The sequence below is a fragment of the Glaciecola sp. HA4-3 genome, from assembly GCF_055693685.1.
Genome location: NZ_CM146340.1, coordinates 3,303,435 through 3,328,689, shown reverse-complemented (window position 1 = coordinate 3,328,689; position 25,255 = coordinate 3,303,435). Strand labels below are relative to the sequence as shown.

The following is a 25,255-nucleotide window of genomic DNA, read 5'->3' as shown; positions in this document are numbered from 1 at the left end:
CTTTTTTACTTTTTATATATCATCGCTTATAAAGGAATTGGATTGCCATTAAGCAACGCTTGTGAGTCTTGTAAAGTAAATGCAAACTCATAGTTTTCGCCATTTTGGGTGATCATGCCTTGTTGCGCAAGACCCATTAATGTGCCTTCGACTTGCTGCCTTACTAACTCTTCTTGTTCTTCAGCTGACATGCTTGCAAACTGAGGATTAGCCGACAGTTGTGATTCTAAAACCATGGTGGCAATAAACTCAGCAGCGCCTTTTTCAAAGCTCATTTGGCTATCAACATTACCGTGACGGATCCAAAAAGAAGGGTCTTCTAAACTCATAGGCATTTGTGTGACGTTTTCAAGTTTTGTCATCACCTTACCTTCAAATTTACTACCATTTATCAGACCACTCATTTCGCTGATATTATACTCAGGATTAGTTTGTAGTTGTGGTAGTAAATGGTCTTTTAAAAACGCTTGCGTATGCGCTTCCATTTGATCAGGGGCGATTTCTAAAATTTCAGATGAGAAAGCTTGATACTCTTTAAAAAACGCCGCTGATAGATTATTCAGCTCAATTGTTACCAATAAATCAGCAAGTGATAGTTCGTTGGTTTCTACGCTAACTAGCGTCGTAGCCATCTCGATATTGCCTAAACCAGCTGTTTCATCAAAGGTCGATACTGCCGCAAGTTTTGTTTGCCCGATGTTGGTTTCACTACCATCCATTTGATTTTGATAGTTCATTTTCTCAATGATGAAATTGGATGTAGAGTTATAAAGGCCCTGAGACATCATGGTAGATAATGAAGCATCCGATACAAGGTCAATGCTTAAGTTGTCCATTGTAAAGCCAATCATGCCATCTAAATCAAAGGTCGTATTTTTTGACATTGCTGCATATTGTATACCTGAGCTAGAAATACTGCCTTCACCTTGCATACCGGAAAAAGAGATAGAAGCACCAGAATCTGCATCCGTATAGTTGATTGCCGCAATCGCGTCAGTATAGTCGGTTGTACCAAAAATGCTTGTTAAACCATTAAATTCGTAAATTGGCGCACCGTTTTCAAATACCAAACCTTCAGGTAATTCTGTCGCTTGTGTGCTGATATTTGTACGAGCTAAAGCGAATGCAAAGCCATCTTTGAAAATCAAAGGGCCATGACTACCATTGACATCAATATTTACAGACAAATCTAAAGTGTCTTGTGCATAAAGCTCATCCATTCCCGGAATCACTAAGCCAATATTAATTGTGGCTTGTGTACTAAACCAACCAGAATCGATATTAACTATCGTAGCTTGATATCCAGATGCTTGGTTAATCGCATCGATTGATGATTGAATGGTATTGGCATATTGAACCCCTGCTACTTTGGGACCCGCAATGCCAATAATGGCGACGACTGCAACGGCAGATAAAAGGAGTTTTTTCATACTGACTTCCTTGTTTAAAACTAAAAATTAAATGCAAGCTAGATGCTCGCACACAGACTAACTAAGGTGATAACAGTGTTTTTTGTAATGGCCGTCATACACCTGCTAAATTTGCACGACATAATAACTAAGTCGTCCCTTAAACAAAAGGGCTCGTTGCTCGTTATTTACTGGCTTGTTGTGCGATATATTCAAGCATTTTTTGTTCAAGCACAAATAAAGGCACAGAACCATTTACCAGCAACTCATCATGAAAAGCCCGTAAATCGAAATCTTCGCCTAATGTTTCTTGGGCTTTTTGGCGCAATTGTTTAATTTTTATTTCACCAAGTTTGTAGGCCAAGGCTTGAGCAGGCCAAGAAATATATCGATCAATTTCGGTACGGACATTGTGTTCAGACAAGGCGGTATTTTCAAGCATATAGTTAAGGGCTTTTTCTCTACTCCAGCCAAATACATGCATGCCTGTATCTACTACCAAACGGCACGCCCGCCACATTTCATAACTAAGTCGACCAAAATTATCATAAGGGTCATCATAAATACCGACTTCTAATCCTAAATACTCCGAATATAAGCCCCACCCCTCGCCAAAGGCTGAGATATAGGTTGACCGTCTAACTTCAGGTAAGTCTTCCATTTCGGCAGCAAGTGATATTTGAAAGTGATGCCCTGGTACTGCTTCATGCAGTGTTAATGCTGGTATTGCGTATAAAGGACGTTTGTCTAGCGCATAGGTGTTGACCCAATAGTATCCTGACTGATCATCACTACTAGGCGATATGTAACGGCCAGTTGTATATTTTGGAGCGATACTATCGGGCACTGGAGCCACACCATATGGTGTTCGCGGCATTTTGTAAAATAGTTTAGGTAGCTGTGCATCCATTTGTTTGGCTACATATGATGCGTACATGATTAAGTCTTCAGGCGTTTTTGCATAAAACTGTTCATCTGTTCGTAAAAAGTCTATGAATTCATTGATATCCCCTTCAAACTCTAGTTCATCAACGATCTGCTGCATTTGAGCTCTTATACGTGCAACTTCTTTCAAACCGACATCATAAATTTCCTTTGGTGTCATATCGGTTGTTGTGTAATGCTTAGCTCGATTGTTATAGAACGCTTCGCCGTTGGGCCATGTTGTAGCGGCAATATCAGTTTTTGCGTTAGGTACGTAATCATTAACGAAAAAATCGTAAAATGATTGATATGACGCATTCACGGTATCTACCAAATCTAGCAATAGCATTTTATCTTCTGAGCTAATTACGCCATCTGGTGCATTGACAACAGGCGCAAAAAAAGGATGCAGTGAAACGTCATTTTCTATATATGCACTAATCGTATCTTCATACCCTTTAAGGACTACTTGTGGTTGAGTATGTTGTGTCTTAATGCCTTCTTGCATGTATTGTATGTTTTGCGCGATTTGTTTGGGCACTTCACGTAACATCCGTTTGTAGCGCTCAAGGCTAGCTAAATTTGTAATCTGAGTGCCACTGAGTGTTCTGCCAATACTACTATGAAATCCATACTCTGATGTAATCGGAACCCGATACTCTTTAAATTCAAAATTTGAAATATAATTATCAATTCGATAGTGCTGCATAATTAAGTTAATGCGCTCTTGTTCACTTAATTGTGTTTTATCGATGTTTGCCAGTTGCGTTTTAAATTCGCTAAACTTTGCGTGTCTTGCTGTCATCGCCGACATACTGATGTCGGTAAATTGGCTGTCTAATGTGAGCGGGTCTATCCCTTTTGAGCGAGCTAATCCGGGGAATTGAGTGAGTTCATATTGCCAAATTTTGTCGAGTAAATGATCAAGGTGAGCAGATGCAGTATCTTCATGCTTTGTTGCGTGGGCCGGTAGTATAAGCATGATGCTCAATGCACATAAAATGCTAATCAAACGCATATTGGTTCTCCAGTTAGCCCTGCAACGCGGCAACCCAATATGCGTATCCAGAGCAGGATGTTATTTTTTTGGCGTATAAATTGGGCTGTGTATGGGCGTTACTTTATCAGATTTGTTCGATAATTGGGTGATTTTAGCACTGCCATGTTTTTCAACCTGATCTATCCGCAATACATTATGCATTGGGACAAATGTACGTTTAACGTCGCCAAACTCATCTTTTAGTTTTTCATGGCTAGGATCAACTACTACGCTTGTATGGGTATCCCATACAAAATCAGCAATTTCAATAAAACCAAAGATACTGCTTGTCATCAACTCTTTTACATATACTTCATATCGCTCACCGCTGCTTATAAATTGCACGCGGTAAAGAGGGGCTGATTGGCTCATAATGCGCTCCTTTCATAGTTAGTGCTGGATATGAGGCCTAATATTTGTATTTAAAGGGGGAGAGCTAATATGATTTCATTCTCCTTTATTGGCGAGCTCATGTTGACAGCCTCATTAATGGGTAATTACAAATTAGTGGTGGCACCTATTGGCATAACGACAAAGTTTTCAGGCGAGATTTCTGCTTGTTTTAATTGTATATTTAATTCTTCTACGGGTGCAATTGGGGCTTCTGCCGTCATTGGGAACGTGCCCCAATGCATACCAACAGAGAACTGGCTGTTTAAATCTTGATGCATTTTAACCGCTTCTTTGGGGTTAACATGGTAATATTGCATAAACCAGCGTGGCTCGTATGCGCCAATAGGTATAAGTGCCAAGTCTATTGTTTGTAGGTGCTCTCCAATTTCTTTAAATTGAATATCGTTATAGCCAGTATCGCCGGCAAACCAGATGCTAAAACCTTCGATGTTAATCGCCCAACTTGCCCACAAGGTCTCATGTCGATCATACAGGCCTCGTGCCGACCAATGTTGACTGGGCAGTGCCTCAACTGATAAAGCTGCTGGGGTCTTCTCAAGTAAGTGTTTATCCCACCAATCAAGCTCAATAATATCTTTGGGCAATACATTGTTATCTATTAAAATATCACCCAATCCCAAGGGAACCGCAAACTTCATTGGGCGCGCTTGTTTGTTTGCCATATCTGCCAAGCGAGCAATCGTTGGCTCGTCTAAATGGTCATAGTGATTGTGACTGATTATGACAAGATCGATATCAGGTAGATTATTATAATCCATTGGATGTTGAACATATCGTTTTGGGCCGGCAAACGACAAGGGTGAAGCTCTATTGCTAAATATTGGGTCGGTTAATACCGAAACACCTTTATGTTGAATAAGAAAGCTTGAATGACCTAACCAAGTTAATTGTCTGTCGTTTGGCATTTTTAGCGCAGATAGTTCAACATATTGAAACGGCACTGTATTAGCCAATGCAATATGATCCGCCCATTGATCATCACCTAAAAAACGCATATTTAAAAAATCAAAAAAGCTCTTTTCGGGTTCTTCAATATAGAGGTTTGTAAAGCCTTTCTCTGTATGATGGGCTTTGTTTGAACGAGGGCTTTGTGTGGACGAGCTGCATGATCCTATCAAAAGAAGAACGATGACAATCAATCCAAATACATGTATGCGCATGACAACCTCATTTACCCTAATGTTACTGATACGTAATGAGTCAAATAAAAAGGTCAACCTATGAGTTTTATTATCAAAGATTACAGGCATAATTTTTTGCAATCAAGCGTGATTAAATACAAAATACCCTGCACTATAGTTAAGTTGTTTTCGATAATCTTATCGTTATTTTTAAAGGAAAGCATGAAATGAAACTTGTCTCATGGAACGTTAATGGCGTTCGTGCAGTAATGAAAAAAGACTTTTTAGAATCATTTAAAGCCTTAGATTGTGATGTTTTATGCTTACAGGAAACCAAAGCACAAGATGATCAAGTGTTAGAAGCATTGGCCCCTGTTGAAGGCTACGAAATTTTTGCAAACTCAGCGGTCAAAAAGGGATATTCTGGCACTAGCATTATTACACGCGTACCCCCTTTAAAAGTAACTAAAGACATCAACATAAGCGAGCATGATCAAGAAGGCAGAGTGCTATGTGCGGAATTTGATTCTTTCTATCTGGTCACCGTGTATACACCTAATTCAGGCAATGATTTAAAACGTTTAGATTATCGCCAACAATGGGATGCGGATTTTTTAAGTTATTTGAATGATTTAGAAAAAGTAAAGCCGGTGGTGGTATGCGGTGATTTAAACGTTGCTCACAAAGACATTGATTTAGCTCGTCCTAAGCCTAATTACAATAAAAGCGCAGGTTACACACAACGCGAAATTGATGGTATTGACAATCTTGTTGCTGCAGGCTTTGTTGATTCATTTAGGCTATTGCACCCTGAAACAGTAAAATATTCGTGGTGGAGCTATCGTGCTGGAGCACGTGAACGGAACGTTGGATGGCGCATCGACTATTTCTTGGTTTCACAAAAATTGACGTCAAATATTACTCAAGCAGACATCCATAATGACATTTATGGTTCTGATCACTGCCCGGTGAGTGTCGAGTTCGCTAGTTAATTAGCGGTGCATAAGCAAAACATAAGGCGACATGATAGGGCCTTATGTTTCATTAGTAATTATTGTTTTGCTGCAAATGCTTTTGCTACTTCTAAGGCGGGATCTCGTTGTGATACAAAAGCGTCCGCTGTCATTGGAACGTCGATATCAGGGCTCAGGCCAAATCCTTTTTCAAACGAAGTAACGTTATTGGCTTGAAAAAAGAAAGGTACTCGAGTAGTGATTTGAGATTCGGGTAACGTCAATGTAAACAATAAACCTGCCGTTACACCTTCGGCACTTCCGCCAGTTTTTTCACCTATTAAGGTCACACGGTTTTGCGAAGCTAAAACAGATAACAAATTAGTGCTACCTGAACTATTACTATTACTAGTAAGTGCGATAAGTTTGCCAGTAAAAGCATGCTTAGTGGGCTTGACGATATCTAAATCATCGGTAAACCAAGAACGTAGCGAAAACGAACCATCATCGTTTTTGCTAAACGCAATACGATTAGGATCTAAAGCCCGTTTATCCCATGTCCAAAGGTGAGGTCGAATATCTTCAAATGATAAGGTATTGACACGCATATTTGTTTTCATAGCAGTCTTTGTTGATATTAGGTTAGCAAATAAGCCCATACTTGCATCTGTTGAGCCTCCTCCATTGTTACGTAAATCGAGTATCAATACCTCACGTTTTTCGGCCTTAATTGCCTTAAAGATGGGCTCATAAATAGTACGGGGATCTACGGTGTCTCTGTAGTTAACGAATGTGTCAATACGCAAATACGCGATGGTATCGCCGATGCGTTCAAAAGTTACGCCATTTTTAAAGCTTCTTGCATTACTTTGTATACTTGCAAGGGAGCGAAAATCTTTATAATTAATTCTATCAAGCGTAAGTGTTCTGGTTTCTCCACTTTGTTTTTTGATGGTCACTTTGACAGTAGGATGATTAACCCATTTAAGCGAGCCGAAATGGTCAACAGCACCTCCCATGAATTCTAAGGAATCAGCAATGCCTGCATTTCTTGACCAATTAGTATAGCCATCAACAGGAATCAAAGGGGCAAGCTCTTCAACAATCGCTTGTATGTTTTTGCCATCAATACTAATAATTTCATCAAACATTGCTAGTTGATTAGACTTGTCTGGCCCCACGACAAATGCGCGCTTTTCAATCCATTGCCATTTAAAAGGCAAATAAATTGGCTGAGTATTTCGTTCTTGCTGTAGTTTTTTGGGTAGGTTTGCTTTGGTATGATCGCATTTAATCATGGTAAGCGTCTGTTGTATACGCAGGTAAAAATTCCCTACTTGCATACCATCAGCTTCAATTGCGTCTTGACTAATCGCATCCCAACTAGCTTCTAGTTCAGAAAGTTTTGTGTATCGAGTATAGCCGGGATGAATGCGTTTATACGTCTTTTTTAATAATTCGATATCAGAATTGATTTGGTCGGCACTTAATTGGTAGTCGGCATATGAAATGTGAGCTTCTTTATTTGTTGCTAAAGCGTCTATGTGAATGAATATACAAAGTGCGATACAAAAAATAAGATTGGGTACAGATAATCGTGATGACATGAAATTTCTCCAATGGTGTTCACCTTAGTTTTTATATACCGGCAAACAAGTAGTAAGACGTGATGAAGTATCGCTATGGTCAATATCATTGCGCCTCATAACATATATTGAGACCTTTTTTTAATGATTTGAGACTTTTCTACAAGATATGCTGCTAATCACTACTTACTAGAAATTACCCTTATTGTTGATGTTTTGCTTATATTGACTTGGTGTGACTGACGAGCGTTCTTTAAATACTCGATTAAACGTTGCTTTAGAGTTAAAACCGCTTTCTAAGGCGATAGAGAGTATTGGTAATGTTGAATTTTGGATTAAATGTTGTGCGTGAGAAATTCTTTTTTGATTAATATAATCGTTAAAATTAACCTTCATTTCTTGATTAATTGCTTTAGACACATACACCTCGTTGCTGCCAATATTCGCAGCAAGTTGGCGCAATGAAAACCTGGGCGCTAAGTACCATTTGTTTTCATTTACTTGCTGGTCAATCTTTTGTGAAAGTGCTATCCAGTCTTGGGACTTGTCTGTTTGAGTGTTTATATCTTTTTTGTTTGGTGGTCGCTGATAGCTAAGTGCTATTTCATCACTGGGAAGCTTAGGATAAGCCTGATTGATTCGCCCTACCGCTTCTATACTTAACCACCCTATACCTATCATAATAAGTACTTGTATTGGGAAAGCAGCCACATAACTTAAACCTGAAAATGATCCGATAATCTCGATACACGCGAATAACACACCAGTAACAACTAATATGAACATGATTCGCTTAAGCCAAATGGGCTCAAATTCAGACGCAGTAGATTCAGTAGCATGAATAAACTCTTTATATTGATGATACAACACCCAAATTTTGTATATCGCCACACCTAAAAAGGTAATTGCTAATAGGCTTTCAATTGGCACGATATAAGGTGAATGAAAAGCCTTCGAATATGCCCATTTATTTTGATAGTCGCCTAAACTCAGATATGCCCAGGTATAATATGAAGTTTGAATAACACTAAGGAAGTAACAGGAATTTTCGCCAGCCAAGTTCGGACTGACGTATCAGAAGATGAGCATGTATATATATTAATGGGCCAAGCCATAAATCGTTGTAAAGAGGGAAGAATGTTAAATCGGGCCAAACATCATAAAAGCCGGCAAAACCGATAATTTGTGGGCTAATTGCAATAACACTGGAAAGTAATGCAGCTGCTAGTGCGAATGAGGCTTTACGTTCTACTTTTTTTAGCAAAAGCAATACTATACAAATGAGGATAGGCAAACAGATCGTTGCCATCATTACACTACGCCATGCAAATACTAGATTTGCCGAATCACCCATGATGTACTCACTCTTGATCTTTGCGCGTTTTAGGTGCAACAAATAGGGCTTCATTACCTATTCGAAGGTGCTTGAAGTCTGGATTTTCAATACTTAATTCAAGCGATTCGGGGTCAACAAAAAATTGTTCCATTTGAATGCTATTTCCATTGCCGGTAAAAGAAGCGCCCACATTAATCCATGATTCTTCGCTTAAGGCCCATATATCGCTTCTAACCATATAGGACAAATTAACGAGGCTGACCCACTCTTCTTGCTCGTCGTCATTTAAGTTAGTTTGAATAAATACAACCGATGCGCCCTTATAATCATCATCAAATATTGCATCTAAAATGCTTTGAGGAACGTCAACATTTTTAGGTAAGGTAGCATAGTTTGGCGTAACCCTAGTATTATCGGCATCGTTATTATTAAAATCATTGTCAAAGCGCCAATTGACAAAGACATCGTTAAGCCTTTTTTCGTAGCTTATGTCGATGGCTAGCATATCTTCTTTTATATCTAGCAAGGCTTTATATCCGCTAGCGCCTAATTCGCGTTGAAAAAAGCGCATATCCTGAGCTTCAAGTGTTGTGGTGAGGTCTAATCGTGCCATTTGACTGGCTGTTGACCACTTCTGCATACTCAATATAGGTGTATTTAACAAAATGCAAACTATTACAACAGCGATACCCACGGCGACATTTATTTTATTCTTGATTAGATACCATTCATCTCGAGCTTTGACAATTGCTATAAAGTAGCTAAGGCTAAACGTAGTAATAAGCAAGTTTACCAACATTCCAAAGCCCCGTGAGGGGGTTAGCCCGTATTGATCAATGCGAAGCCACAAGCCATAAGTCGCCAAAACACAATAGATGGGTAAAAATGCAATGCCTGTTAGCACTAATTTATGTAGCCAACGAGAGTAGGGAGGGGCTTGTTGGGTACCCATATAGACAGTATTAACAAAAAACAACGCTAAGGCTTGAAGCCATAATATCAATACAGAGCCTGGACCATCTTCCCACAGTGTTCCAACACCAGTAAATGCGATGCTTATCGCAAAGCCAATCAAAATAACTGCAATTAATGGCAAAATAAATTTGATAATTGTTTGCAGTACCATGGCAATAGTATCGGCAACTTTTTCGCTTGTTTGGAAGTAATTAATTGCAAAAGAAAAGCTTAGGGTGAAGATAGGAATAGTGATGTAGGCTTCATCAAGTAAATCAACAAATATTGATATACCAATGATTTTAAAAAGTGCTGCGCCCAAAAATAAAACGCCAAATAGCAGCCATGTGAAAATCCATGCTTCGATACCAACAATAAATGTCCGCCAAGAACTTTGATATAGATTAGCAAACGTAAAAGGTAGGCGCGACAAGTATTGTTGAGCATATATCACGACTTTAAACGCAATAATTAAACTACATAGGACAAAAACAGCCGTAATCATACCAGTTGATAATTTATCAATGGGCTTAGATTGTAGTCCGGCATACACACCACAAAGTGCAATCACAATAGATGCAAATAGTGCAATTAGTAGGGCTTTTGTTTGCGGCGCGCCTCGTCGAATGAAAAGTAAAATAAGTGGAAAAGCAATAGCGACACCGGCAACTGAATTTAGATACTCAGGGTATTGTGCAAATGCTTTATTTTCATCTACAGTGACATATAAAAAATACAAAATGCATGCTTGAATAATCGCCATGGTAGCGGTGAACCAATCGTGTTCAATTGTGCTTTTTTGATTTGTCATAGCGCATCCTTTCTTTGCGTTTATTTATCCTGTTTTTTTAAGTAACTTTTTAAACGTTTTAATGGCAAAGCTATCATACATAAGCGGTAAAAAGCGTTTGAATTGCCATAGGCGTTTTTCTTTTTTGTGGGTGAGCATCATAAATTGATTATCTTCAACTTGTCTGGCAATCAATGAGGCAACATCAAGGGCAGATAAAGACGAGCGTTCCATCTCCTTATCGATAAATGCTTTTGTTTTTGCTGGCGATTTTAAAGAGTCAGTCAAATTTGTTTTAAAAAAAGCAGGACAAACAACATGTACGTTTACGTTAAATGGTAACATTTCGTACCGAACGGTTTCAGATAGGGCAATAACCGCTGCTTTTGATGCGTTGTAAGCACCTGCATTCGGTGGTGCAAGTAAACCGGCCATCGAAGCAATGTTCACAATTGCTCCACTGGATTGCTTTTTAAATAAAGGAATGAAGGCTTTACAACCCCTGACAACGCCCATTAAGTTAATATCAAGGACGTTTTTCCAATCATCAAGATTCACAAATTCGGTCGCACCAAATGTACCGGCAACGCCCGCGTTATTTACTAGAATATCCAGGCCTTGCCATTTGTCTTCGATCTGCGAACGAGCACTTTCAAGACTGTCGATATCTGTGGTGTCGCATGCAAGCGTAATCACATCTGCAGTGTAAATTAATAACTCTTTTTGGGTATCCTCAAGGGCGTCACGGTTTATATCACCGATCGCTACCTTGTAGCCCTGAGCTGCATAATGCAGAGCGATTGCTTTTCCTAAGCCGCTTGCACCTCCTGTGATAAAAATACGCTTATTGCTCATCCATATGTCTCTGTTGTTATTTTTTGTTTGTTGAAGTGTACTCTATGAATAGAAAGGTATTCAATTAATAAAGCTTGAGATTCATATCGAACGCTTCTCTATCATGTTTAGCGCCAAAGAAACTTTAATGCTAAAGCGCCATAGCATCTTGATACTATATCTTAAATACCATCTTATGCTAATGTAAGATTTCTTAGGAGACTCTATTGCATTATCAAATCGCCATTTTCACAATATTTGTTATCTTTGCACTTATCGAGGCAAGGCATAGTCAGCTTTTTAACAAAACGGATGAAGTACAAGATGACGGTAAGGTTGAACTTATTGGCACGCTGTTGCTGTTTATATTTACCCAGCCTTTTGTACTATTTAGCGCCGCAGCGATTGCTGCTTGGGTAGTGCCTCAATACGCTGGTGCGCTATCTGATTCTTCGATTGCATTACAACTTTTGTTATTACTTATTTTTGATGACATGATGCAATATTGGTGGCATCGCTTAAGTCACAGTTACATCCCCTTATACAAATTGCATCGAGCGCACCATAATGCAAAATACATGAGCATTCGAATTGTCTATCGCAATAACTTTTTCTATTACTTATTGATGCCTTCTTTATGGCTATCAGGCATTCTTATCTACCTTGGTTTAGGCTGGGTATACGCGTTTTATTTAGTGGCTAAGTTAACGATTATCATGGGGGCGCATTCTGAATGGAAGTGGGATGCTCCTCTTTATAAGAACAAGCGCTTGCATCCGCTGATGTGGTGTATTGAACGCATCATTTCAACGCCCTCTACTCATAGTGGTCATCACGGACTTAGAGGTGATGATCCTGCGACGCACTACAAAGGCAACTATGGCAACATGTTGTTTATATGGGATATTGTCTTTCAAACGGCTAAAATAACTAGGCAATACCCTAAAAGCTATGGAGTAGAAGGGATGCGTAAAGCCAATTGGAAAGAGCAATTATTTTGGCCATTGATAAAAACCAAGCCTAGTAACAAGTTAACGAATAAGAAGGCCTAACATGATATACAAAGGAAGTTGCCATTGCGGCGCTGTAGCATTTGAAGTGGATTTGCCAGATACAATAGAATGTGAACGTTGCAATTGTAGTATTTGCGCTAAATCTGGTTTAGTTCAAATGATTGTTCCTTTGCGTGTATTTACTTTAATAAAAGGACAAGAGGCGCTTAGTGTCTATACTTTTAATAAGAAAATCGCTCAGCATACGTTTTGTAAAGTCTGTGGCGTGAAGCCGTTTTATACTCCTAGATCAAACCCAGACGGTATTAGTATTAATATTGCGGCCCTTGATACATTGCCATCTACAGTTAAAATTGTGGATTTTGATGGGCAAAATTGGGAGCAAAATGCCGCGGCCCTTGCGCATAAATCTAAATAATGACGCTAGAATAAAAGTAGCCTTATCCAGGTAACAAAAAGTGTCGAATAAATGCTGCGGAACCTGATTTAGTGCCGCCTTGCGTGTCAACATCTATTAGCATTTGACCTTCCACAGGTTTGATATAGGCGTTGCTAAAATAAATATTGAGCATATCTAACTGGCTTTCTACCTGCATCCTAGTTTGTTGTCCCATAGCAATTACGCGTTCAGGAGGCATGCTTTGTATTTCGTTTTCTCCAACTGATATTTGCGCGCTGCCTTTTGCTACAAGTAATAACTTTCCTGGTCCGGTTGCTTGAGTGTAAAAAATCTTGCCTAAAAGCAAAGAGGATATTTTAGGGCTAACCAATGTCGAAAGACTTACAGTATCCGTCATACCAACAAAGGATTTTAAATCAAACAGTACTTTTTCATTCTTGCCTAACGACCATTCAAAATATTGAATGCCCTGTGTTGAACTGCACGATATTGTCTCAGAATCAGGATATACATCAATTCTATTCATACCATACACGCCATGCAGGATCCTGCCAATTGGCGCACTTATCATTTGAACAAATCTTAAGTTAGGTGCGGCTCCTCGGCATTGAAAGCGTCTTGAAATGTAATACCTAGTATATGTGCTAGCTTTCAATTCAAAGTCACTACCTAATGCTGTAATTGTTCCACTTAAATGCGAGTCCGAATCTGGTTGTTGCTCATTTGATAAGGTAACTTCAATGCCTGTATTTGGATGAAAACTTACACGTGAGAAAACATACAAATAACTTTTAATGCACACATACACAAATAAAATCGTCATGAAAAAATGATAGACAGATAAGCTGGTAAACAATGAATGTAAGGACTGTTGCATACTCAATTCTTGTTGTGTGATAGCGGCTCTGCCACTAAGGTAAAAGGCATTGATATCATTTGTCCCTTTGTCTACGGCTTCTCCGGTAAAGGTTTCAAAGGTGCCTTGTTGCTGGTTGGCGATTTGTAAAAGTTTGTTTTTGATTTGCGTTCGTAATGCACGGTAAGAACGTTGTAACGATTTGTGCGTTTGTTTATTAACCTCGTTAACAACTGCACCAACAAAGAAACGGCTTCTTGATTTTTTCACTCTAAATTGTAGGTCTTTTGGGAAAACGGTCTCAAAATATTGTTCAACTGATCTTGCAAGATCAATTTCTTGCAGTGTTTTCCCTGACTGCGCTAGATCTTGTTTTAACCTTTCGGTATACACAAACCAAAACAAGCGTGTTTTATCAAAATGATATGCTGAGGATTGAAGTGAATTATCCAACATCACTTCGTTACTTTCATAATTGTACAACAGGATATTGTTACTATGTAAATTATCACTAAGAGCTTGGGGTATTTTGTAATAACTAAAGTAGAAAAATGGCAAACATAAAACGGCCATAGGTAACCATAAAAATAAAGAACGAAGCGCAAGCTTGACGTTACTTAGCCATCCGAGGTCTTTAAGTAGTGCAAAATTTTGTTTCGCACCTTTGACAAATAAACGACCAATACAAAATAAGAGGACAAAAATTGCAAGCATCATAAATGGTTGATTGGACGAATAATATAGGTGTTCTTTACTTATTTGTTCAAACCAATTTGCTGCATATAGTGGGAAATAGATACTTAAAATAGCAAGGACTAAAAAGGCTAAAAACGCTTTGCTTCTGGCTTTGCAGGTGCAAATAAGCCAGATAAAACTTAATTGCACAAAGGCAATGGAAATGACTTTAAACTCACGCTCAGCGTTGCCGACTATTGACAGAATATAGGTGATGTAATTATAAAAAGGAATGGCAAACAATATCATTGCCAGCAGCCACATTCTTTTGATTAAACAGATTAATATGGCCGGAATAATCAATATTAAACCCAAAATCCAAGATGGGAATTGCATTAGCTGAAAAGCTGAATATGGGTTGCTTATGGTCAAATCTTTCTGATTGGCATTTTCAATACTTAAGTTTGCTAACAACCAATTATAGTACTCAGGCGCAAAGGCCGTCACTTGAGGCGTTTCAAATTGAAGTGAGTTTGCTTCACCATTGAGCCAGTTAAACGCTTCAATTGAGAAGGTATCGAGCGCTTTTTCTGTTTCGACGGATGATAACGTTTGAGAAAGATAGCGCTGTCGATTAAGACGTATTTTGTATTGATTATAAGCATTTAAGAAGGTGAGACATTTGGATTTGAAATCTTGTTGGCTTCTAATTTGTACTGCATGGTAGTGGTCACTTAGTACAAGTTCTTGGCACATATCAATTGCATATTGGCTCGTTAAGGGAATAGCGTTTGTATCTAACAGGACGGGATCTGTTTGTTTAATAAGACCGTTTTCGTCATATTTTTCAACAAGATTTTGATTGATAAACTCAAACCGAATCGGGTCTAGCGTATACTGCGAGGGTAAGTATTGGTCGCTTCCAATACTATATAAAGAGAGGTTGAAAAAATAAGGCGTCAATCCTAGCAATACAACAAAATGGACAAGGCTAAGCGCAAATCGGCTTTGCTGAATGTTCACTATTTGCTGCCTTAACACGTTATAAACGCGTTCCCATTGCATCGACATGTCCTTTTATTGACTATTTATTGCTCAGATAAAAAGCATAAATGACAATCAAAAGCGATACAATGTTTATCGGCGGTTTGGCTTTTAAGCCTTATAGATTGATGACGCTTATTCGATTACGGCCTTCTTCCTTACTTTTGTAAAGCGCTTCGTCGGCAAGTTTAATAACTGTGTTTAGGGAGTTAGAAAAGTCTACTTCAACACTACAGACACCGATACTAATGGTAAAGGATAAGCGCCTGTCATCAGCATAAACAACATGTTCAGATATTGCCTGATGTATTTTGTGAATATAATTCTGGTTTTTTTGGACTTCATCTCGTGAAGTAAATATTATAAATTCTTCACCGCCATATCGAGCAGCGATATCGCCTTGTCGTTTAAAGGCTCTGTTTAATATAGTCGAGATTTCTTTAATGCATTGGTCGCCAATTTGGTGGCCATATGTGTCGTTAATTTGTTTGAAATTATCAATATCTACCATACAAATTGAATACGCTTGGCGCTTATTAACACAAAAGCTGTGCGCGGTTTTCGATAAGGAGTCAAATGCGCCTCTGTTGTATAAGCCCGATAGCTTATCTATTTGAGAAAGCTTGACTAGTTTCTTATTAAGTAGATTTAGTTCCCTTGTTTTTTGCTCAACTTCTTCACCCAAGCGCTGTTGGAAACTTTTTGATATTAGATGAGAATCAATAAATCGATTAGTAACCGTCATCATTTCTTTGCTTATTTGTGCCTCTGCAATGACATCATCTTGATTTTTTTCATTGGCAATAAACTTCTCTAGATTCACCAAAGGACGGGTGATCTTAAATGCTAAGCGATTTGCCATCAGCGTAATGAGTGCGATGCTACCGATGATAGTAAGTGCCACAAACAAAATATATCCTTCGATACTGGTAAATACTTTATTGACTGGCGCTAGGGTATAGATATGCCAACCCTGATTATTGGTTTGTTGTAAATAGATGTATTGTTCATTGTTAATTAACAAAGTCTGCGTGTCCCTAACTATGGGATGTGAAGACCAGGAGTAACGAAATAGGTCTTTTTCATCAAAACCTAATATGGCAGAGCGATATATGATGGAGTCTGAAGTATCGGTAATGACCACTAGCATATCGTTTGATTCAATCGTGTTCACTACGCTTAAATCCACAAAATTTTGCAATATAACGGCTGCTTGCGCCAGGCCGGTAAAGGCATCGTTTTGGATAATAGGGGCAGTCAATGCGACAATTTTTAAACTACCAAGCCCTCGACCTTGCAAGGCATCAGAAACAACAGGCGCTTTATTGATGCGAGTTTGTTGAAAATAGTCTCTACTTGCAATGCTAAGGTTAGTTGCTTGTTGAATGATTTGAGCATATTGCTCTGGTGCAGCAAATAAAACAGTGCCATCAGCATCTGCTACCGTCATACTCTCAACACTCGTATTAGAATTAGCAATGCTATTTAAAATAATGTCTTCTTGGCCTTTATATACATCATTTGACAACATCGCTGCTGTTTCAATGAGCATTTCTTGTTTTTCTTTAAGTACATTGGCAACACTAAAGCTGATTTGAGCATTTGCAAATGATAATTCTTTGCTAAGTGCCTCTTCATTTTGGCCAACCGAACGCCAAGTAAACACTAAAGTTACAAAGATTATAGGTAACATGACACTGATAAGGTTTATTTCAAAAACAACGTCCGAAAATTTTGGTGGAGAGGGTTTATAGTGGCGCCATTTACTTTTAAACGGAATAAAGGAATAGCTTAATACAGCAGCATTTGCAAAAAAGTATCCGTTCAGGCAAATGATCAAAGTAATAAATACTGCGGTTAATACGTGAAAGGACACATACAAATAAATACCAAAACTTAATGCGGGGAAAATAAGCAACAGCCATGTGATGCTGCTTGTATTAAGTAAGCTTAATTTGCATCGCAGTAGAACAATGATGCAGATAAATTCAAAGGTAGAAATCGTAATATGCAGAATCCCCCGGTCAAAAAGGACAAAGGGTAGGATGCTAGCAACAAAAACGAAGAGTGTTTTTTTTGCGGGTAAAATTAATAATGATAAAACAACAAAAAAGCTACCCGCGTAGATGCTGATGTCACCGAACATATCGACAAAGATAAAAGTGTTGGCAAAAAAACTAGCAAGGCCCAACGCAATGCACATATTCCATGCACTATTATCTTTGGTAGGTACTCGATTGGTCATATATTCGGATAAATACTCATAGTCGTTTTCAAATTAAAGATTTAGTTTTGTATTATGGGCATTTATTCAATGCCGGTGTTAGTTTTATCGGCTTTTTTACACTTTTCTATACAGATTCTTCCCCATGTAAATTACACTACGCAAACAAGTCGCGAATGACTAATAGGGTGTCTGATTCTCCTTGTTGTAGATTGCTAGCAACCGCAATACCTTGTGCAAGGCAGCTCAGTTTTAATGCCAAAGACTCAATATTGATATGCTTAACTTGGTCGGCGTTAGATGCTTTTTCAAGGCTAGCGATAAAACTAAGTTGTAAGCCATCATAATAACGTCGAGCTATGCTTTGAACCTGCTCATCTTCTTTTCCCAATTCTAAAATTAAACGCACTAACAAACACCCGTTAGTGTTGATATGTTGCTGATACCGTTCAAAATATTGAATAATTTTATCGATATGGGAATGTTGCGCGTCATGACTAACTAAATCGTCTTGAAGCGGGAGTAGCTGTGTGTCGATATAATAAGCGAGCAGCGCATGAATAAAACCTTGTTTGCTCTTAAATTCCAGATAAAAGGCTCTTCGATTAAAATCGGTAAGTGCAATTAATTTGTCCATAGAGCACCCGCGATAACCGCTTTGCAAGATTACGGGTATTGCAGCATCAAACACGCTCTTTATGTCGTAAAGCGGCTTACGAGGCATCAACATAAATCCAAACAATTTCGGTGTAACACTAAAGCTAACCCAATACCCTACATTTAACAAGCTTGAAACATCTATTAACAATTGCCACTAAAAATATTGAGTATTTTTTGTTACAATTTTTGCTTAGGAATTAGATTTTTACTCACACAACGCCATACAAGCTCGCCTAGTAGTTGACTTGTCTGACATTAAACACTTCGGAATATTAACGTGAAATTACACTCTACATTTAAGTTAGGTGCACTTATTGTGGCTGCTGGCCTAACGATTTCAGGATGCGCTTTGACACAAAATAGTTCAGATAGCGACGCTGCCCTGACTGCCAAATCAATTACCCCAAACGTTGAAAATATCAAAGGACATATGAATTTTCTTGCTCATGACTTATTAGAAGGCCGAGATACCGGTTCTCGAGGGCATGAAATAGCATCATTGTATATCACAACTGAATTCCAAAAATACGGTTTGAAGCCGGCGGGAGAAAATGGTTCATTTGAGCAGCGAGTGACTTTTAGGCAAGGTTTGTTAGTTCAAGAATCGCCAAAATTGGTCCTTAAACAAGGCGAAACATCGCTTGAGTTGGAATATCCTAAACACTTTATTACGGGTCCTGATTTAGCATCTCCTGTTACATCAGTAAACGCTCCCTTAGTTTTTGCTGGATATGGAATTGTTGCACCTCAGTTAGACCATAATGACTACGAGGGTCTTGATGTTGAGGGCAAAATAGTTGTGGTGCTTGCAGGCAGACCTAGCGCTTTTAGTTCAGAGGTTGGTGCTCATGTTGCTTCTGGTACTCAAAAAAGAAATTATGCGGCGCAGCGCGGTGCAGTAGGTTATATCACCATTCAAACGCCTGCTAGTGAAGCAAGAAGACCTTATGCTCGTTCTATCAACTTTATCCGAGTGCCTAGAATGACATGGATTGGTAAAGATGGTGTGCCTTAGCAATGCTAGGGCTGAGATAAAAGGTAGTGCGTTTTTAAGTATCGAAGCTGCTCAACATTTTTTCAAAGGAGCTTTAAAAAGTTTAGATGAAGTTTACGCAATGCTAGAAAACAATGAGATACCTAGTGGATTTGATTTAGCTTACAGTGCGGACTTAAGCTACGAAACAACTCACAAAGATGTTACTAGTCCAAATATTGCTGGCATGCTAGAAGGTAGCGATCCTACCCTTAAGGATGAGTACGTGGTTTATACTGCGCATTCTGACCACCTTGGTATTTCAAAGTCAGTAGAAAAAGACAAAATTAATAACGGAGCAATGGATAATGCAACGGGTACGTCTGTTTTGATGGAAACCGCTCGCTTGTTCTCACAATTACCTGAGGCGCCAAAGCGTTCAATTATATTTTTGGCCGTCACCGGAGAAGAGCGTGGTTTATTGGGTGCCGATTATTTCGCACGCCAACCTACGGTTCCTGTTGAAAGCCTCGTCGCGAATGTTAATTTAGATATGCCTTTACTTACCTATGAGTTTGCGGATGTAATAGCTTTTGGGGCTTCTCATAGTACGATGGGAGAAAAGGTCAAAGCAGCGGTTGCTAATGCTGACATTACCTTAACAGATGATCCATGGCCCGAATTAAACCTATTTACACGTTCTGACCATTATGCCTTTGTTAAACAAGGTATACCTGCTGTCTTTTTAGTGACTGGAATAGAGTCAAAAACACCGGGAATTGACGGTAGTGAAGTATTAAATAATTTTTTGGCAACCAATTATCATAAACCTTCGGATGATATGACGCAGGATTTTGTTTGGTCTGCAGCAGACACTTTTACAAGAGTAAATTTTGAAATTGGCTTAACCCTTGCCAATGATAAAAATCGTCCAGTTTGGTATGAAGATAGTTTCTTTGGTCAAACATTTGGTCGCTAATTTACGTTAATACATACATCTAGCAAAAACGCGGGCCTTTTTAGCCCGCGTTTTTATTGCCTACAAAATAAAGTTAAATGTTTATTCTTTATGAACTTATTAATTTTAGCGTGTCATAAGTAAACAAATTTATGCTAACAAGGACCGTTCAATGCAATATAAATCCGCTATCGTTTTAGCCGTTTCAACTGGCTTTTTTGCCGCACAATCATTTGCTCAAACAAATACTATTAATAATGAAATATCAATAGGGTTTACAGATTTAAGAAGCAGTAGTGATAATTTTTTGGGCCTATCGTATACACATTACTTAGATCCGGTTTTCATTGATGCGCAGCCATGGTCTATCAGTCCATATTTGCAAAAAGTCGATGATATTGGCGTAACACTTTTTGCAATAGACGACTTCCAGTTATACGGCGTAAATGGGCAAAAATTTATTGGAAATGACTGGGTAGTAAGAGGCAGGTATGAGTATGCCAATGAGGATTTATTTCTAGGCGCGGATCAAGTTCAACATCGATTGAATGCAGAATTTGGCCAATTTGTAGCGCCTAATTGGGAAGTAGGAGCGGGTGTAGATTACTTTCATGTCTCGATTGACGACGATCGTTTTGATATTAGTGATTCGCAAACAAATCTTAATGTTTATGTACGATACACAAGCTTTGCTGGTACAAAGCGTCAATTTTCTCCCGGCTGGGATATAGCATTGTCTGCAAATGTGCTAGGTGATGATGATTTTTCAATTGAATTGACAAGTGACTATTACTTTCAAGCAAATTGGAGCGTTTTTGTTGACTTAATTAACCAAGACGAAGGCAGATTTGGCTCATCTACCATTGGTGAGCTTGGCTCCGAATACTGGTTTTCACCTCGCTCGTCTATTAAGTTTGGATTAGGCGCTGATTTAGAAGATGGAACCTTACAAACAGCAACACTATTGGGTGCTTTTCGTTTTTAATAGCACTTTAACGCCGCTGTTGCCTGAAACGGCGGTGTTGTGTTGTTACCTTTCTATTTAGTGTAAATAGTGCTGTTTAATATGGCCCCAGTGCTCAGCAAATTGGGCAGTAGGTCTGCGTTCAAATTGGCTACGAACATATTGATTTATTTTTCCATCCACGAAACAAATTAACATATTGGCTAATAAGCCTTCGTCTACCACTGCAGTTTTACCTTCACGCAACTTACGTTCTCTTAATATTTGTTTTATTTGCGTTTCCAGTCTATCAAATAGCTGTGCAATGCGCTCTCTAAGACGTTCTTGTTCGCCCATAAGTGCATCGCCATTCAAGATTCGTGTGATACTAGGGTTTTTTTCTGCAAAACCAAGAATTAAATGCAGGATGAGTTGACACCTATTAGCCGCATCCTTTTCTTCACTCATGATCTTATTGATGCGCGAAAATAACGTATCCTCGATAAATTCTATCAAGCCTTCAAACATGCGTGCTTTGCTAGGAAAATGACGATACAAAGCCGCTTCAGAAACGCCTACGGTCTCTGCGAGCTTTGCTGTGGTGATTCTTTGTCCATGATGTGATTCGAGCATTCCAGCAAGCGCTTGTAATATTTGCGCTTTGCGATTTGATTTTTTAGTTGCAGGCATTTTTTACTTCTTATTGTTCAGTGTATCGCAAACACTATTATGAAGACTTGAATTCTTCATGCACCAATTTCAATAACTTGATAGCTAGTGAGTGTTTACTATCTTGTGGTAGCGACTTTGTCTGTCTTTGGCTTATGACTATAAGCGCGTTTTGATCAGAATTAAAGCCCAAATCTGATTTTGATACATCATTTGCCGCGATCATGTTCAATTTTTTATTGATTAATTTAGATTTTGCGTATTGTTCGACGTTTTGCGTTTCTGCCGCAAAGCCAACAGTGAAAGGGCTTTTAGGAAGATTGGCTACACTTTTTAGAATGTCTGGGTTTTGTGTCAGTGATAAATTAAGACTTTCATCGCATGACTGTTTTTTCATTTTTTGGTCACTGATTTTTTCAAGCTTATAATCAGCAACTGCCGCGCAAGCAATGAATATATCCTGTGAATCAATATTGCTATGTACCTGTTTATACATGTCATCAGCACTAATGATATCGGTACGCGTAACCCCTCTTGGGCTTGGTAATTGTACTGGGCCTGTTATTAAATTGACAGTTGCTCCCATATCCGCGGCTGCTTTTGCAATAGCAAAGCCCATCTTGCCTGAACTGTGATTTGAAATATATCTAACGGGGTCTATCGCTTCACGTGTAGGCCCTGCGGTTATCATAATCTTAATACCTGAAAATATTTTATCAGTGCTTGATAATTCACTCATCTCACTGACGATTTCTTCAGGCTCTAGCATACGACCATATCCAATATCGCCGCATGCTTGCTCGCCTGCTGCGGGGCCTAAAATGTGATAGCCGTACTCTTGTAGGCTTGCTACATTGCGCAAGGTTGCTTTTGACGCCCACATCTGCTGATTCATCGCAGGTGCAACAAAAAGCATTGCGTTTGTTGCAAGTGCAAGCGTGCTAAGTAAGTCATCTGCTAACCCCAAGGCTAGTTTGGCAATAGTATTGGCTGTTGCAGGTGCAACTAGGAAATAGTCAGCCCAGCGCGCAAGCTCAATATGACCCATACCTGCCTCTGCATCTTCATCTAGCAAACTAACGCTGACTTTATTACCCGATACTGCTTGAAGCGACAGTGCACTAACAAAATGTGTTGCTGATTGCGTAAGCACAACGCGAACGTTTGCACCACACGCTGTTAGTTTACGAACTAAGTCGGGTGTTTTGTACGCTGCTATACCGCCACTCACCGCTAATAAAACGTTCTTTTGTTCAAGTTGTGTTGTCATCGTTAATGGTTTCGAATATGTGTTGAAGTAAAAGACCACAGTCTTTGCTAGATGCTATTTATTAAAACATTGATTACAAGGGAATGGAAACATGAAAATAAAACAGCTGCCAGAAAATGACCGACCTCGCGAAAAACTGTTGCACGAAGGTGCTAGTCATTTGTCAGACACCGAGCTGTTATCGATTGTGTTAAATACGGGGATCAAAGGCAAAAGCGCTTATGAACTCGCTAGCAATGCGATCAACGATTTTGAAAGCCTTCAAGCCCTATTGTACGCGTCAAAAAAGCACTTAACGCAGCGTGAAGGTTTTGGCACTCGTCGTTATGCATCAATGCAGGCTTATGCAGAGTTGTTTACCAGAGCACTTGAAGAACAATTGAAACAAAAAGCATGTTTTACCAACGCTGATCATGCATCAAATTACCTGCGTGCAAGATTGTCTTGTCAGCCAAAAGAAATATTTGCCATGCTATTGCTCAATAGCCAGCATCAACTCATTGCTTATCGAGAGATGTTTTTTGGCACAATCAACAGTGCAGCGGTTTATCCTCGCGAACTAGTAAAGCAGGCAATGGATGATAATGCCGCTGCGGTTATTTTAGCACACAACCACCCTTCTGGTGTTGCAGAGCCGTCGCAAGCAGATATCCATATTACTACCAGAATAAAAGATGCGCTGGCTTTAGTTGATGTATCAGTGCTTGATCATTTTGTGATTGGTCATTCAAATGCGGTATCATTTGCGCAACGTGGTTTATTATAAGAGTCCAAACGGTTTGAATGCGCCAACAATCTATCTGATCAATATGGATGAATCTTTTGAAAGGCTCCAAAAGTCTACAAAAGAGCTAGCACGCTTTAATATCTTATTTGAGCGCGTAAGTGCAGTTGTTGGCAAAGATCTCTCGTCTGAGGCGCTCTCATCGATGCTAGGTAAAGATTTTGAAGCATACTACAAGATTTTAAATGTAGGTGAAATAGGATGCTACTTAAGCCACCGTAAATGTTGGACCTTACTATTAGAACAGGGTCATGATTATGCGGTAATACTAGAAGATGATTTTATATTGAATGAAGATCTAAGTGCATTACCTGACTACCTTGCTGCAATCCAGCAGCCATGGGATTGTATAAAGCTACTTGAATATCCACAAAAGCGTAAATCAATTTGGTCAACAATGTGTATTGATAAACACCTCATTCGATATAACAAAATTCCCTCACGAACTGGGGCGTATGTTATTTCTAAGCAGGGCGCGCAAAAAATGCTAAGCGCAAGTAAGGTCCTAAAGCGACCTGTCGACATTGACTTTCAGCACTGGTGGGAAATGGATTTACATGTTTTTGGATTACGGCCTTACCCAGTCGATATCGATGTTTCGGGAGGTAGCACAATTGATGCGCTTAGTAACCGAAAAAATGTACGTAAAAGCCTTATAAAACAGTATCTTCATAAAGTCTATTTTGCTACAAACAATAGGAAACAGCTAAAACTGCATTTTGGCGAGCAAAAATAGTTTGATGTTTATGCAGAAAATGTTTGTGTTTTTCACTCAATTACTGTATAAAATGCGCCCTCTTAATTAACAGAGTTCGATGTCGGCAATGTCGCTTTTTTTGTAAAGCGTCAGTAGAACGAATCGAGCAGATAAACATTTGTTCTGGAGACAAAAATGTCAAAAGTATGTATTGTAACTGGTAAGCGCCCAGCGGTAGGAAACAACCGTTCGCACGCCAGAAACGCGACACGCCGTCGCTTTTTACCAAATCTTCACACTCACCGTTTTTGGGTTGAGAGCGAGAATCGTTTCGTAAAATTACGTCTATCTACTAAGGGTATGCGTATTATTGATAAAAAGGGTATTGATTCAGTATTAACTGACATCCGTGCTCGTGGCGAGAAAATTTAAGGACTATTACTATGCGCGAAAAAATTAAATTAGTTTCTACTGCTGGTACTGGTTTTTACTACACCACAGACAAAAACAAAAGAAATATGCCTTAGCAAAATGGAGATCAAAAAGTTTGATCCTAAAGTGCGTAAGCATGTTGTATTTAAGGAAGCAAAAATCAAGTAAACTATCATTCACGTAAAGTGAATGCGTTTGATTTGTCTCCACATGACCCAGCTTTTGCTGGGTTTTGTCGTTTTTACGCTTTATACTTCCTAATAACAACCACATGAATGCTACTAAATGAGTCAATAT

21 protein-coding genes and 2 pseudogenes are annotated in these 25,255 nt (G+C 39.0%); 9 read left to right on the top strand and 14 right to left on the bottom strand.

What is annotated here, in order from left to right; genetic code table 11:
* Window positions 1-26: 26 nt before the first annotated feature.
* The 4 genes from ACZ1G6_RS15870 to ACZ1G6_RS15855 all read right to left on the bottom strand — a co-directional run bounded on the left by ACZ1G6_RS15870 (window position 27) and on the right by ACZ1G6_RS15855 (window position 4,946).
* Window positions 27-1,430, bottom strand: coding sequence for a YdgA family protein (locus ACZ1G6_RS15870; RefSeq protein ID WP_472617181.1), 1,404 nt, complete (start codon window positions 1,428-1,430; stop codon window positions 27-29).
* Window positions 1,431-1,593: 163 nt separating this feature from the next.
* Window positions 1,594-3,351 (bottom strand): DUF885 domain-containing protein, encoded by a 1,758-nt coding sequence (locus ACZ1G6_RS15865; protein WP_472617180.1) that lies wholly within the window; start codon window positions 3,349-3,351, stop codon window positions 1,594-1,596.
* Between the two features lie 60 nt (window positions 3,352-3,411).
* Window positions 3,412-3,744, bottom strand: a complete 333-nt coding sequence (locus tag ACZ1G6_RS15860; protein WP_472617179.1) for a DUF1820 family protein — start codon at window positions 3,742-3,744, stop codon at window positions 3,412-3,414.
* A gap of 125 nt (window positions 3,745-3,869) precedes the next feature.
* Window positions 3,870-4,946 (bottom strand): MBL fold metallo-hydrolase, encoded by a 1,077-nt coding sequence (locus ACZ1G6_RS15855; RefSeq protein WP_472617178.1) that lies wholly within the window; start codon window positions 4,944-4,946, stop codon window positions 3,870-3,872.
* A gap of 188 nt (window positions 4,947-5,134) precedes the next feature.
* Here ACZ1G6_RS15855 and ACZ1G6_RS15850 point away from each other — a divergent pair, with 188 nt between their 5' ends.
* The gene (locus tag ACZ1G6_RS15850; protein ID WP_472617177.1) at window positions 5,135-5,899 is read left to right on the top strand and encodes an exodeoxyribonuclease III; all 765 of its coding nucleotides are present in this window, start codon (window positions 5,135-5,137) and stop codon (window positions 5,897-5,899) included.
* A gap of 59 nt (window positions 5,900-5,958) precedes the next feature.
* On the opposite strand, the gene ACZ1G6_RS15845 is transcribed toward ACZ1G6_RS15850, so the two are convergent.
* The 5 genes from ACZ1G6_RS15845 to ACZ1G6_RS15825 form a co-directional block, all read right to left on the bottom strand.
* Window positions 5,959-7,467, bottom strand: a complete 1,509-nt coding sequence (locus tag ACZ1G6_RS15845) for a S41 family peptidase (protein WP_472617176.1) — start codon at window positions 7,465-7,467, stop codon at window positions 5,959-5,961.
* Between the two features lie 168 nt (window positions 7,468-7,635).
* Window positions 7,636-8,376 (bottom strand): helix-turn-helix domain-containing protein, encoded by a 741-nt coding sequence (locus tag ACZ1G6_RS15840; RefSeq protein ID WP_472617175.1) that lies wholly within the window; start codon window positions 8,374-8,376, stop codon window positions 7,636-7,638.
* 97 nt (window positions 8,377-8,473) lie between these two features.
* Window positions 8,474-8,800: a hypothetical protein gene (locus ACZ1G6_RS15835; protein ID WP_472617174.1), complete on the bottom strand. Its 327-nt coding sequence runs from the start codon at window positions 8,798-8,800 to the stop codon at window positions 8,474-8,476.
* Between the two features lie 7 nt (window positions 8,801-8,807).
* Complete coding sequence (locus ACZ1G6_RS15830) at window positions 8,808-10,547, bottom strand: DUF4153 domain-containing protein (RefSeq protein ID WP_472617173.1); 1,740 nt, start codon at window positions 10,545-10,547, stop codon at window positions 8,808-8,810.
* Window positions 10,548-10,571: 24 nt separating this feature from the next.
* Entirely contained in the window at window positions 10,572-11,381 is an 810-nt protein-coding gene (locus ACZ1G6_RS15825) for an SDR family oxidoreductase (protein ID WP_472617172.1), read from the bottom strand.
* Window positions 11,382-11,587: 206 nt separating this feature from the next.
* Here ACZ1G6_RS15825 and ACZ1G6_RS15820 point away from each other — a divergent pair, with 206 nt between their 5' ends.
* Together ACZ1G6_RS15820 and ACZ1G6_RS15815 are read left to right on the top strand one after the other, a co-directional pair.
* Window positions 11,588-12,412 (top strand): sterol desaturase family protein, encoded by an 825-nt coding sequence (locus ACZ1G6_RS15820; protein WP_472617171.1) that lies wholly within the window; start codon window positions 11,588-11,590, stop codon window positions 12,410-12,412.
* A gap of 1 nt (window position 12,413) precedes the next feature.
* Window positions 12,414-12,791: a GFA family protein gene (locus tag ACZ1G6_RS15815; protein WP_472617170.1), complete on the top strand. Its 378-nt coding sequence runs from the start codon at window positions 12,414-12,416 to the stop codon at window positions 12,789-12,791.
* A 22-nt stretch (window positions 12,792-12,813) separates the two neighbouring features.
* On the opposite strand, the gene ACZ1G6_RS15810 is transcribed toward ACZ1G6_RS15815, so the two are convergent.
* The 3 genes from ACZ1G6_RS15810 to ACZ1G6_RS15800 form a co-directional block, all read right to left on the bottom strand.
* Complete coding sequence (locus ACZ1G6_RS15810) at window positions 12,814-15,369, bottom strand: hypothetical protein (protein WP_472617169.1); 2,556 nt, start codon at window positions 15,367-15,369, stop codon at window positions 12,814-12,816.
* A gap of 97 nt (window positions 15,370-15,466) precedes the next feature.
* On the bottom strand, window positions 15,467-17,593 hold the full coding sequence (locus ACZ1G6_RS15805) for a sensor domain-containing diguanylate cyclase (protein WP_472617168.1): 2,127 nt from the start codon (window positions 17,591-17,593) through the stop codon (window positions 15,467-15,469).
* A gap of 136 nt (window positions 17,594-17,729) precedes the next feature.
* On the bottom strand, window positions 17,730-18,296 hold the full coding sequence (locus ACZ1G6_RS15800) for a TetR/AcrR family transcriptional regulator (protein WP_472617167.1): 567 nt from the start codon (window positions 18,294-18,296) through the stop codon (window positions 17,730-17,732).
* A gap of 213 nt (window positions 18,297-18,509) precedes the next feature.
* Between ACZ1G6_RS15800 and ACZ1G6_RS15795 the strand changes: the two are divergent.
* Window positions 18,510-20,184, top strand: a pseudogene (locus tag ACZ1G6_RS15795) (M28 family metallopeptidase).
* A gap of 151 nt (window positions 20,185-20,335) precedes the next feature.
* Window positions 20,336-21,148, top strand: a complete 813-nt coding sequence (locus tag ACZ1G6_RS15790) for a hypothetical protein (RefSeq protein ID WP_472617166.1) — start codon at window positions 20,336-20,338, stop codon at window positions 21,146-21,148.
* A gap of 57 nt (window positions 21,149-21,205) precedes the next feature.
* On the opposite strand, the gene slmA is transcribed toward ACZ1G6_RS15790, so the two are convergent.
* Complete coding sequence (gene slmA, locus ACZ1G6_RS15785) at window positions 21,206-21,796, bottom strand: nucleoid occlusion factor SlmA (protein WP_472617165.1); 591 nt, start codon at window positions 21,794-21,796, stop codon at window positions 21,206-21,208.
* Window positions 21,797-21,833: 37 nt separating this feature from the next.
* A complete protein-coding gene (gene coaBC, locus ACZ1G6_RS15780; RefSeq protein WP_472617164.1) occupies window positions 21,834-23,045 on the bottom strand; it encodes a bifunctional phosphopantothenoylcysteine decarboxylase/phosphopantothenate--cysteine ligase CoaBC in 1,212 nt (403 codons plus the stop codon).
* 91 nt (window positions 23,046-23,136) lie between these two features.
* On the opposite strand from coaBC, the gene radC reads away from it, so the two are divergent.
* The 4 genes and pseudogenes from radC to rpmG all read left to right on the top strand — a co-directional run bounded on the left by radC (window position 23,137) and on the right by rpmG (window position 25,126).
* Complete coding sequence (gene radC, locus ACZ1G6_RS15775; protein ID WP_472617163.1) at window positions 23,137-23,811, top strand: RadC family protein; 675 nt, start codon at window positions 23,137-23,139, stop codon at window positions 23,809-23,811.
* A gap of 13 nt (window positions 23,812-23,824) precedes the next feature.
* Window positions 23,825-24,565, top strand: coding sequence for a glycosyltransferase family 25 protein (locus ACZ1G6_RS15770; protein ID WP_472617162.1), 741 nt, complete (start codon window positions 23,825-23,827; stop codon window positions 24,563-24,565).
* A gap of 156 nt (window positions 24,566-24,721) precedes the next feature.
* A complete protein-coding gene (gene rpmB / locus ACZ1G6_RS15765) occupies window positions 24,722-24,958 on the top strand; it encodes a 50S ribosomal protein L28 (RefSeq protein WP_472617161.1) in 237 nt (78 codons plus the stop codon).
* An 11-nt stretch (window positions 24,959-24,969) separates the two neighbouring features.
* Window positions 24,970-25,126: pseudogene (rpmG, locus tag ACZ1G6_RS15760) on the top strand (50S ribosomal protein L33).
* Window positions 25,127-25,255: the final 129 nt, after the last annotated feature.

What these genes read in the sequence shown, in the direction of transcription:
- ACZ1G6_RS15870 (WP_472617181.1), bottom strand. Translation starts at nt 1,430, where the DNA reads ATGAAAAAACTCCTTTTATCTGCCGTTGCAGTCGTCGCCATTATTGGC.
- ACZ1G6_RS15865 (WP_472617180.1), bottom strand. Translation starts at nt 3,351, where the DNA reads ATGCGTTTGATTAGCATTTTATGTGCATTGAGCATCATGCTTATACTA.
- ACZ1G6_RS15860 (WP_472617179.1), bottom strand. Translation starts at nt 3,744, where the DNA reads ATGAGCCAATCAGCCCCTCTTTACCGCGTGCAATTTATAAGCAGCGGT.
- ACZ1G6_RS15855 (WP_472617178.1), bottom strand. Translation starts at nt 4,946, where the DNA reads ATGCGCATACATGTATTTGGATTGATTGTCATCGTTCTTCTTTTGATA.
- ACZ1G6_RS15850 (WP_472617177.1), top strand. Translation starts at nt 5,135, where the DNA reads ATGAAACTTGTCTCATGGAACGTTAATGGCGTTCGTGCAGTAATGAAA.
- ACZ1G6_RS15845 (WP_472617176.1), bottom strand. Translation starts at nt 7,467, where the DNA reads ATGTCATCACGATTATCTGTACCCAATCTTATTTTTTGTATCGCACTT.
- ACZ1G6_RS15835 (WP_472617174.1), bottom strand. Translation starts at nt 8,800, where the DNA reads ATGGGTGATTCGGCAAATCTAGTATTTGCATGGCGTAGTGTAATGATG.
- ACZ1G6_RS15830 (WP_472617173.1), bottom strand. Translation starts at nt 10,547, where the DNA reads ATGACAAATCAAAAAAGCACAATTGAACACGATTGGTTCACCGCTACC.
- ACZ1G6_RS15825 (WP_472617172.1), bottom strand. Translation starts at nt 11,381, where the DNA reads ATGAGCAATAAGCGTATTTTTATCACAGGAGGTGCAAGCGGCTTAGGA.
- ACZ1G6_RS15815 (WP_472617170.1), top strand. Translation starts at nt 12,414, where the DNA reads ATGATATACAAAGGAAGTTGCCATTGCGGCGCTGTAGCATTTGAAGTG.
- ACZ1G6_RS15810 (WP_472617169.1), bottom strand. Translation starts at nt 15,369, where the DNA reads ATGCAATGGGAACGCGTTTATAACGTGTTAAGGCAGCAAATAGTGAAC.
- ACZ1G6_RS15805 (WP_472617168.1), bottom strand. Translation starts at nt 17,593, where the DNA reads ATGACCAATCGAGTACCTACCAAAGATAATAGTGCATGGAATATGTGC.
- ACZ1G6_RS15800 (WP_472617167.1), bottom strand. Translation starts at nt 18,296, where the DNA reads ATGCCTCGTAAGCCGCTTTACGACATAAAGAGCGTGTTTGATGCTGCA.
- ACZ1G6_RS15790 (WP_472617166.1), top strand. Translation starts at nt 20,336, where the DNA reads ATGCAATATAAATCCGCTATCGTTTTAGCCGTTTCAACTGGCTTTTTT.
- slmA (WP_472617165.1), bottom strand. Translation starts at nt 21,796, where the DNA reads ATGCCTGCAACTAAAAAATCAAATCGCAAAGCGCAAATATTACAAGCG.
- coaBC (WP_472617164.1), bottom strand. Translation starts at nt 23,045, where the DNA reads ATGACAACACAACTTGAACAAAAGAACGTTTTATTAGCGGTGAGTGGC.
- radC (WP_472617163.1), top strand. Translation starts at nt 23,137, where the DNA reads ATGAAAATAAAACAGCTGCCAGAAAATGACCGACCTCGCGAAAAACTG.
- rpmB (WP_472617161.1), top strand. Translation starts at nt 24,722, where the DNA reads ATGTCAAAAGTATGTATTGTAACTGGTAAGCGCCCAGCGGTAGGAAAC.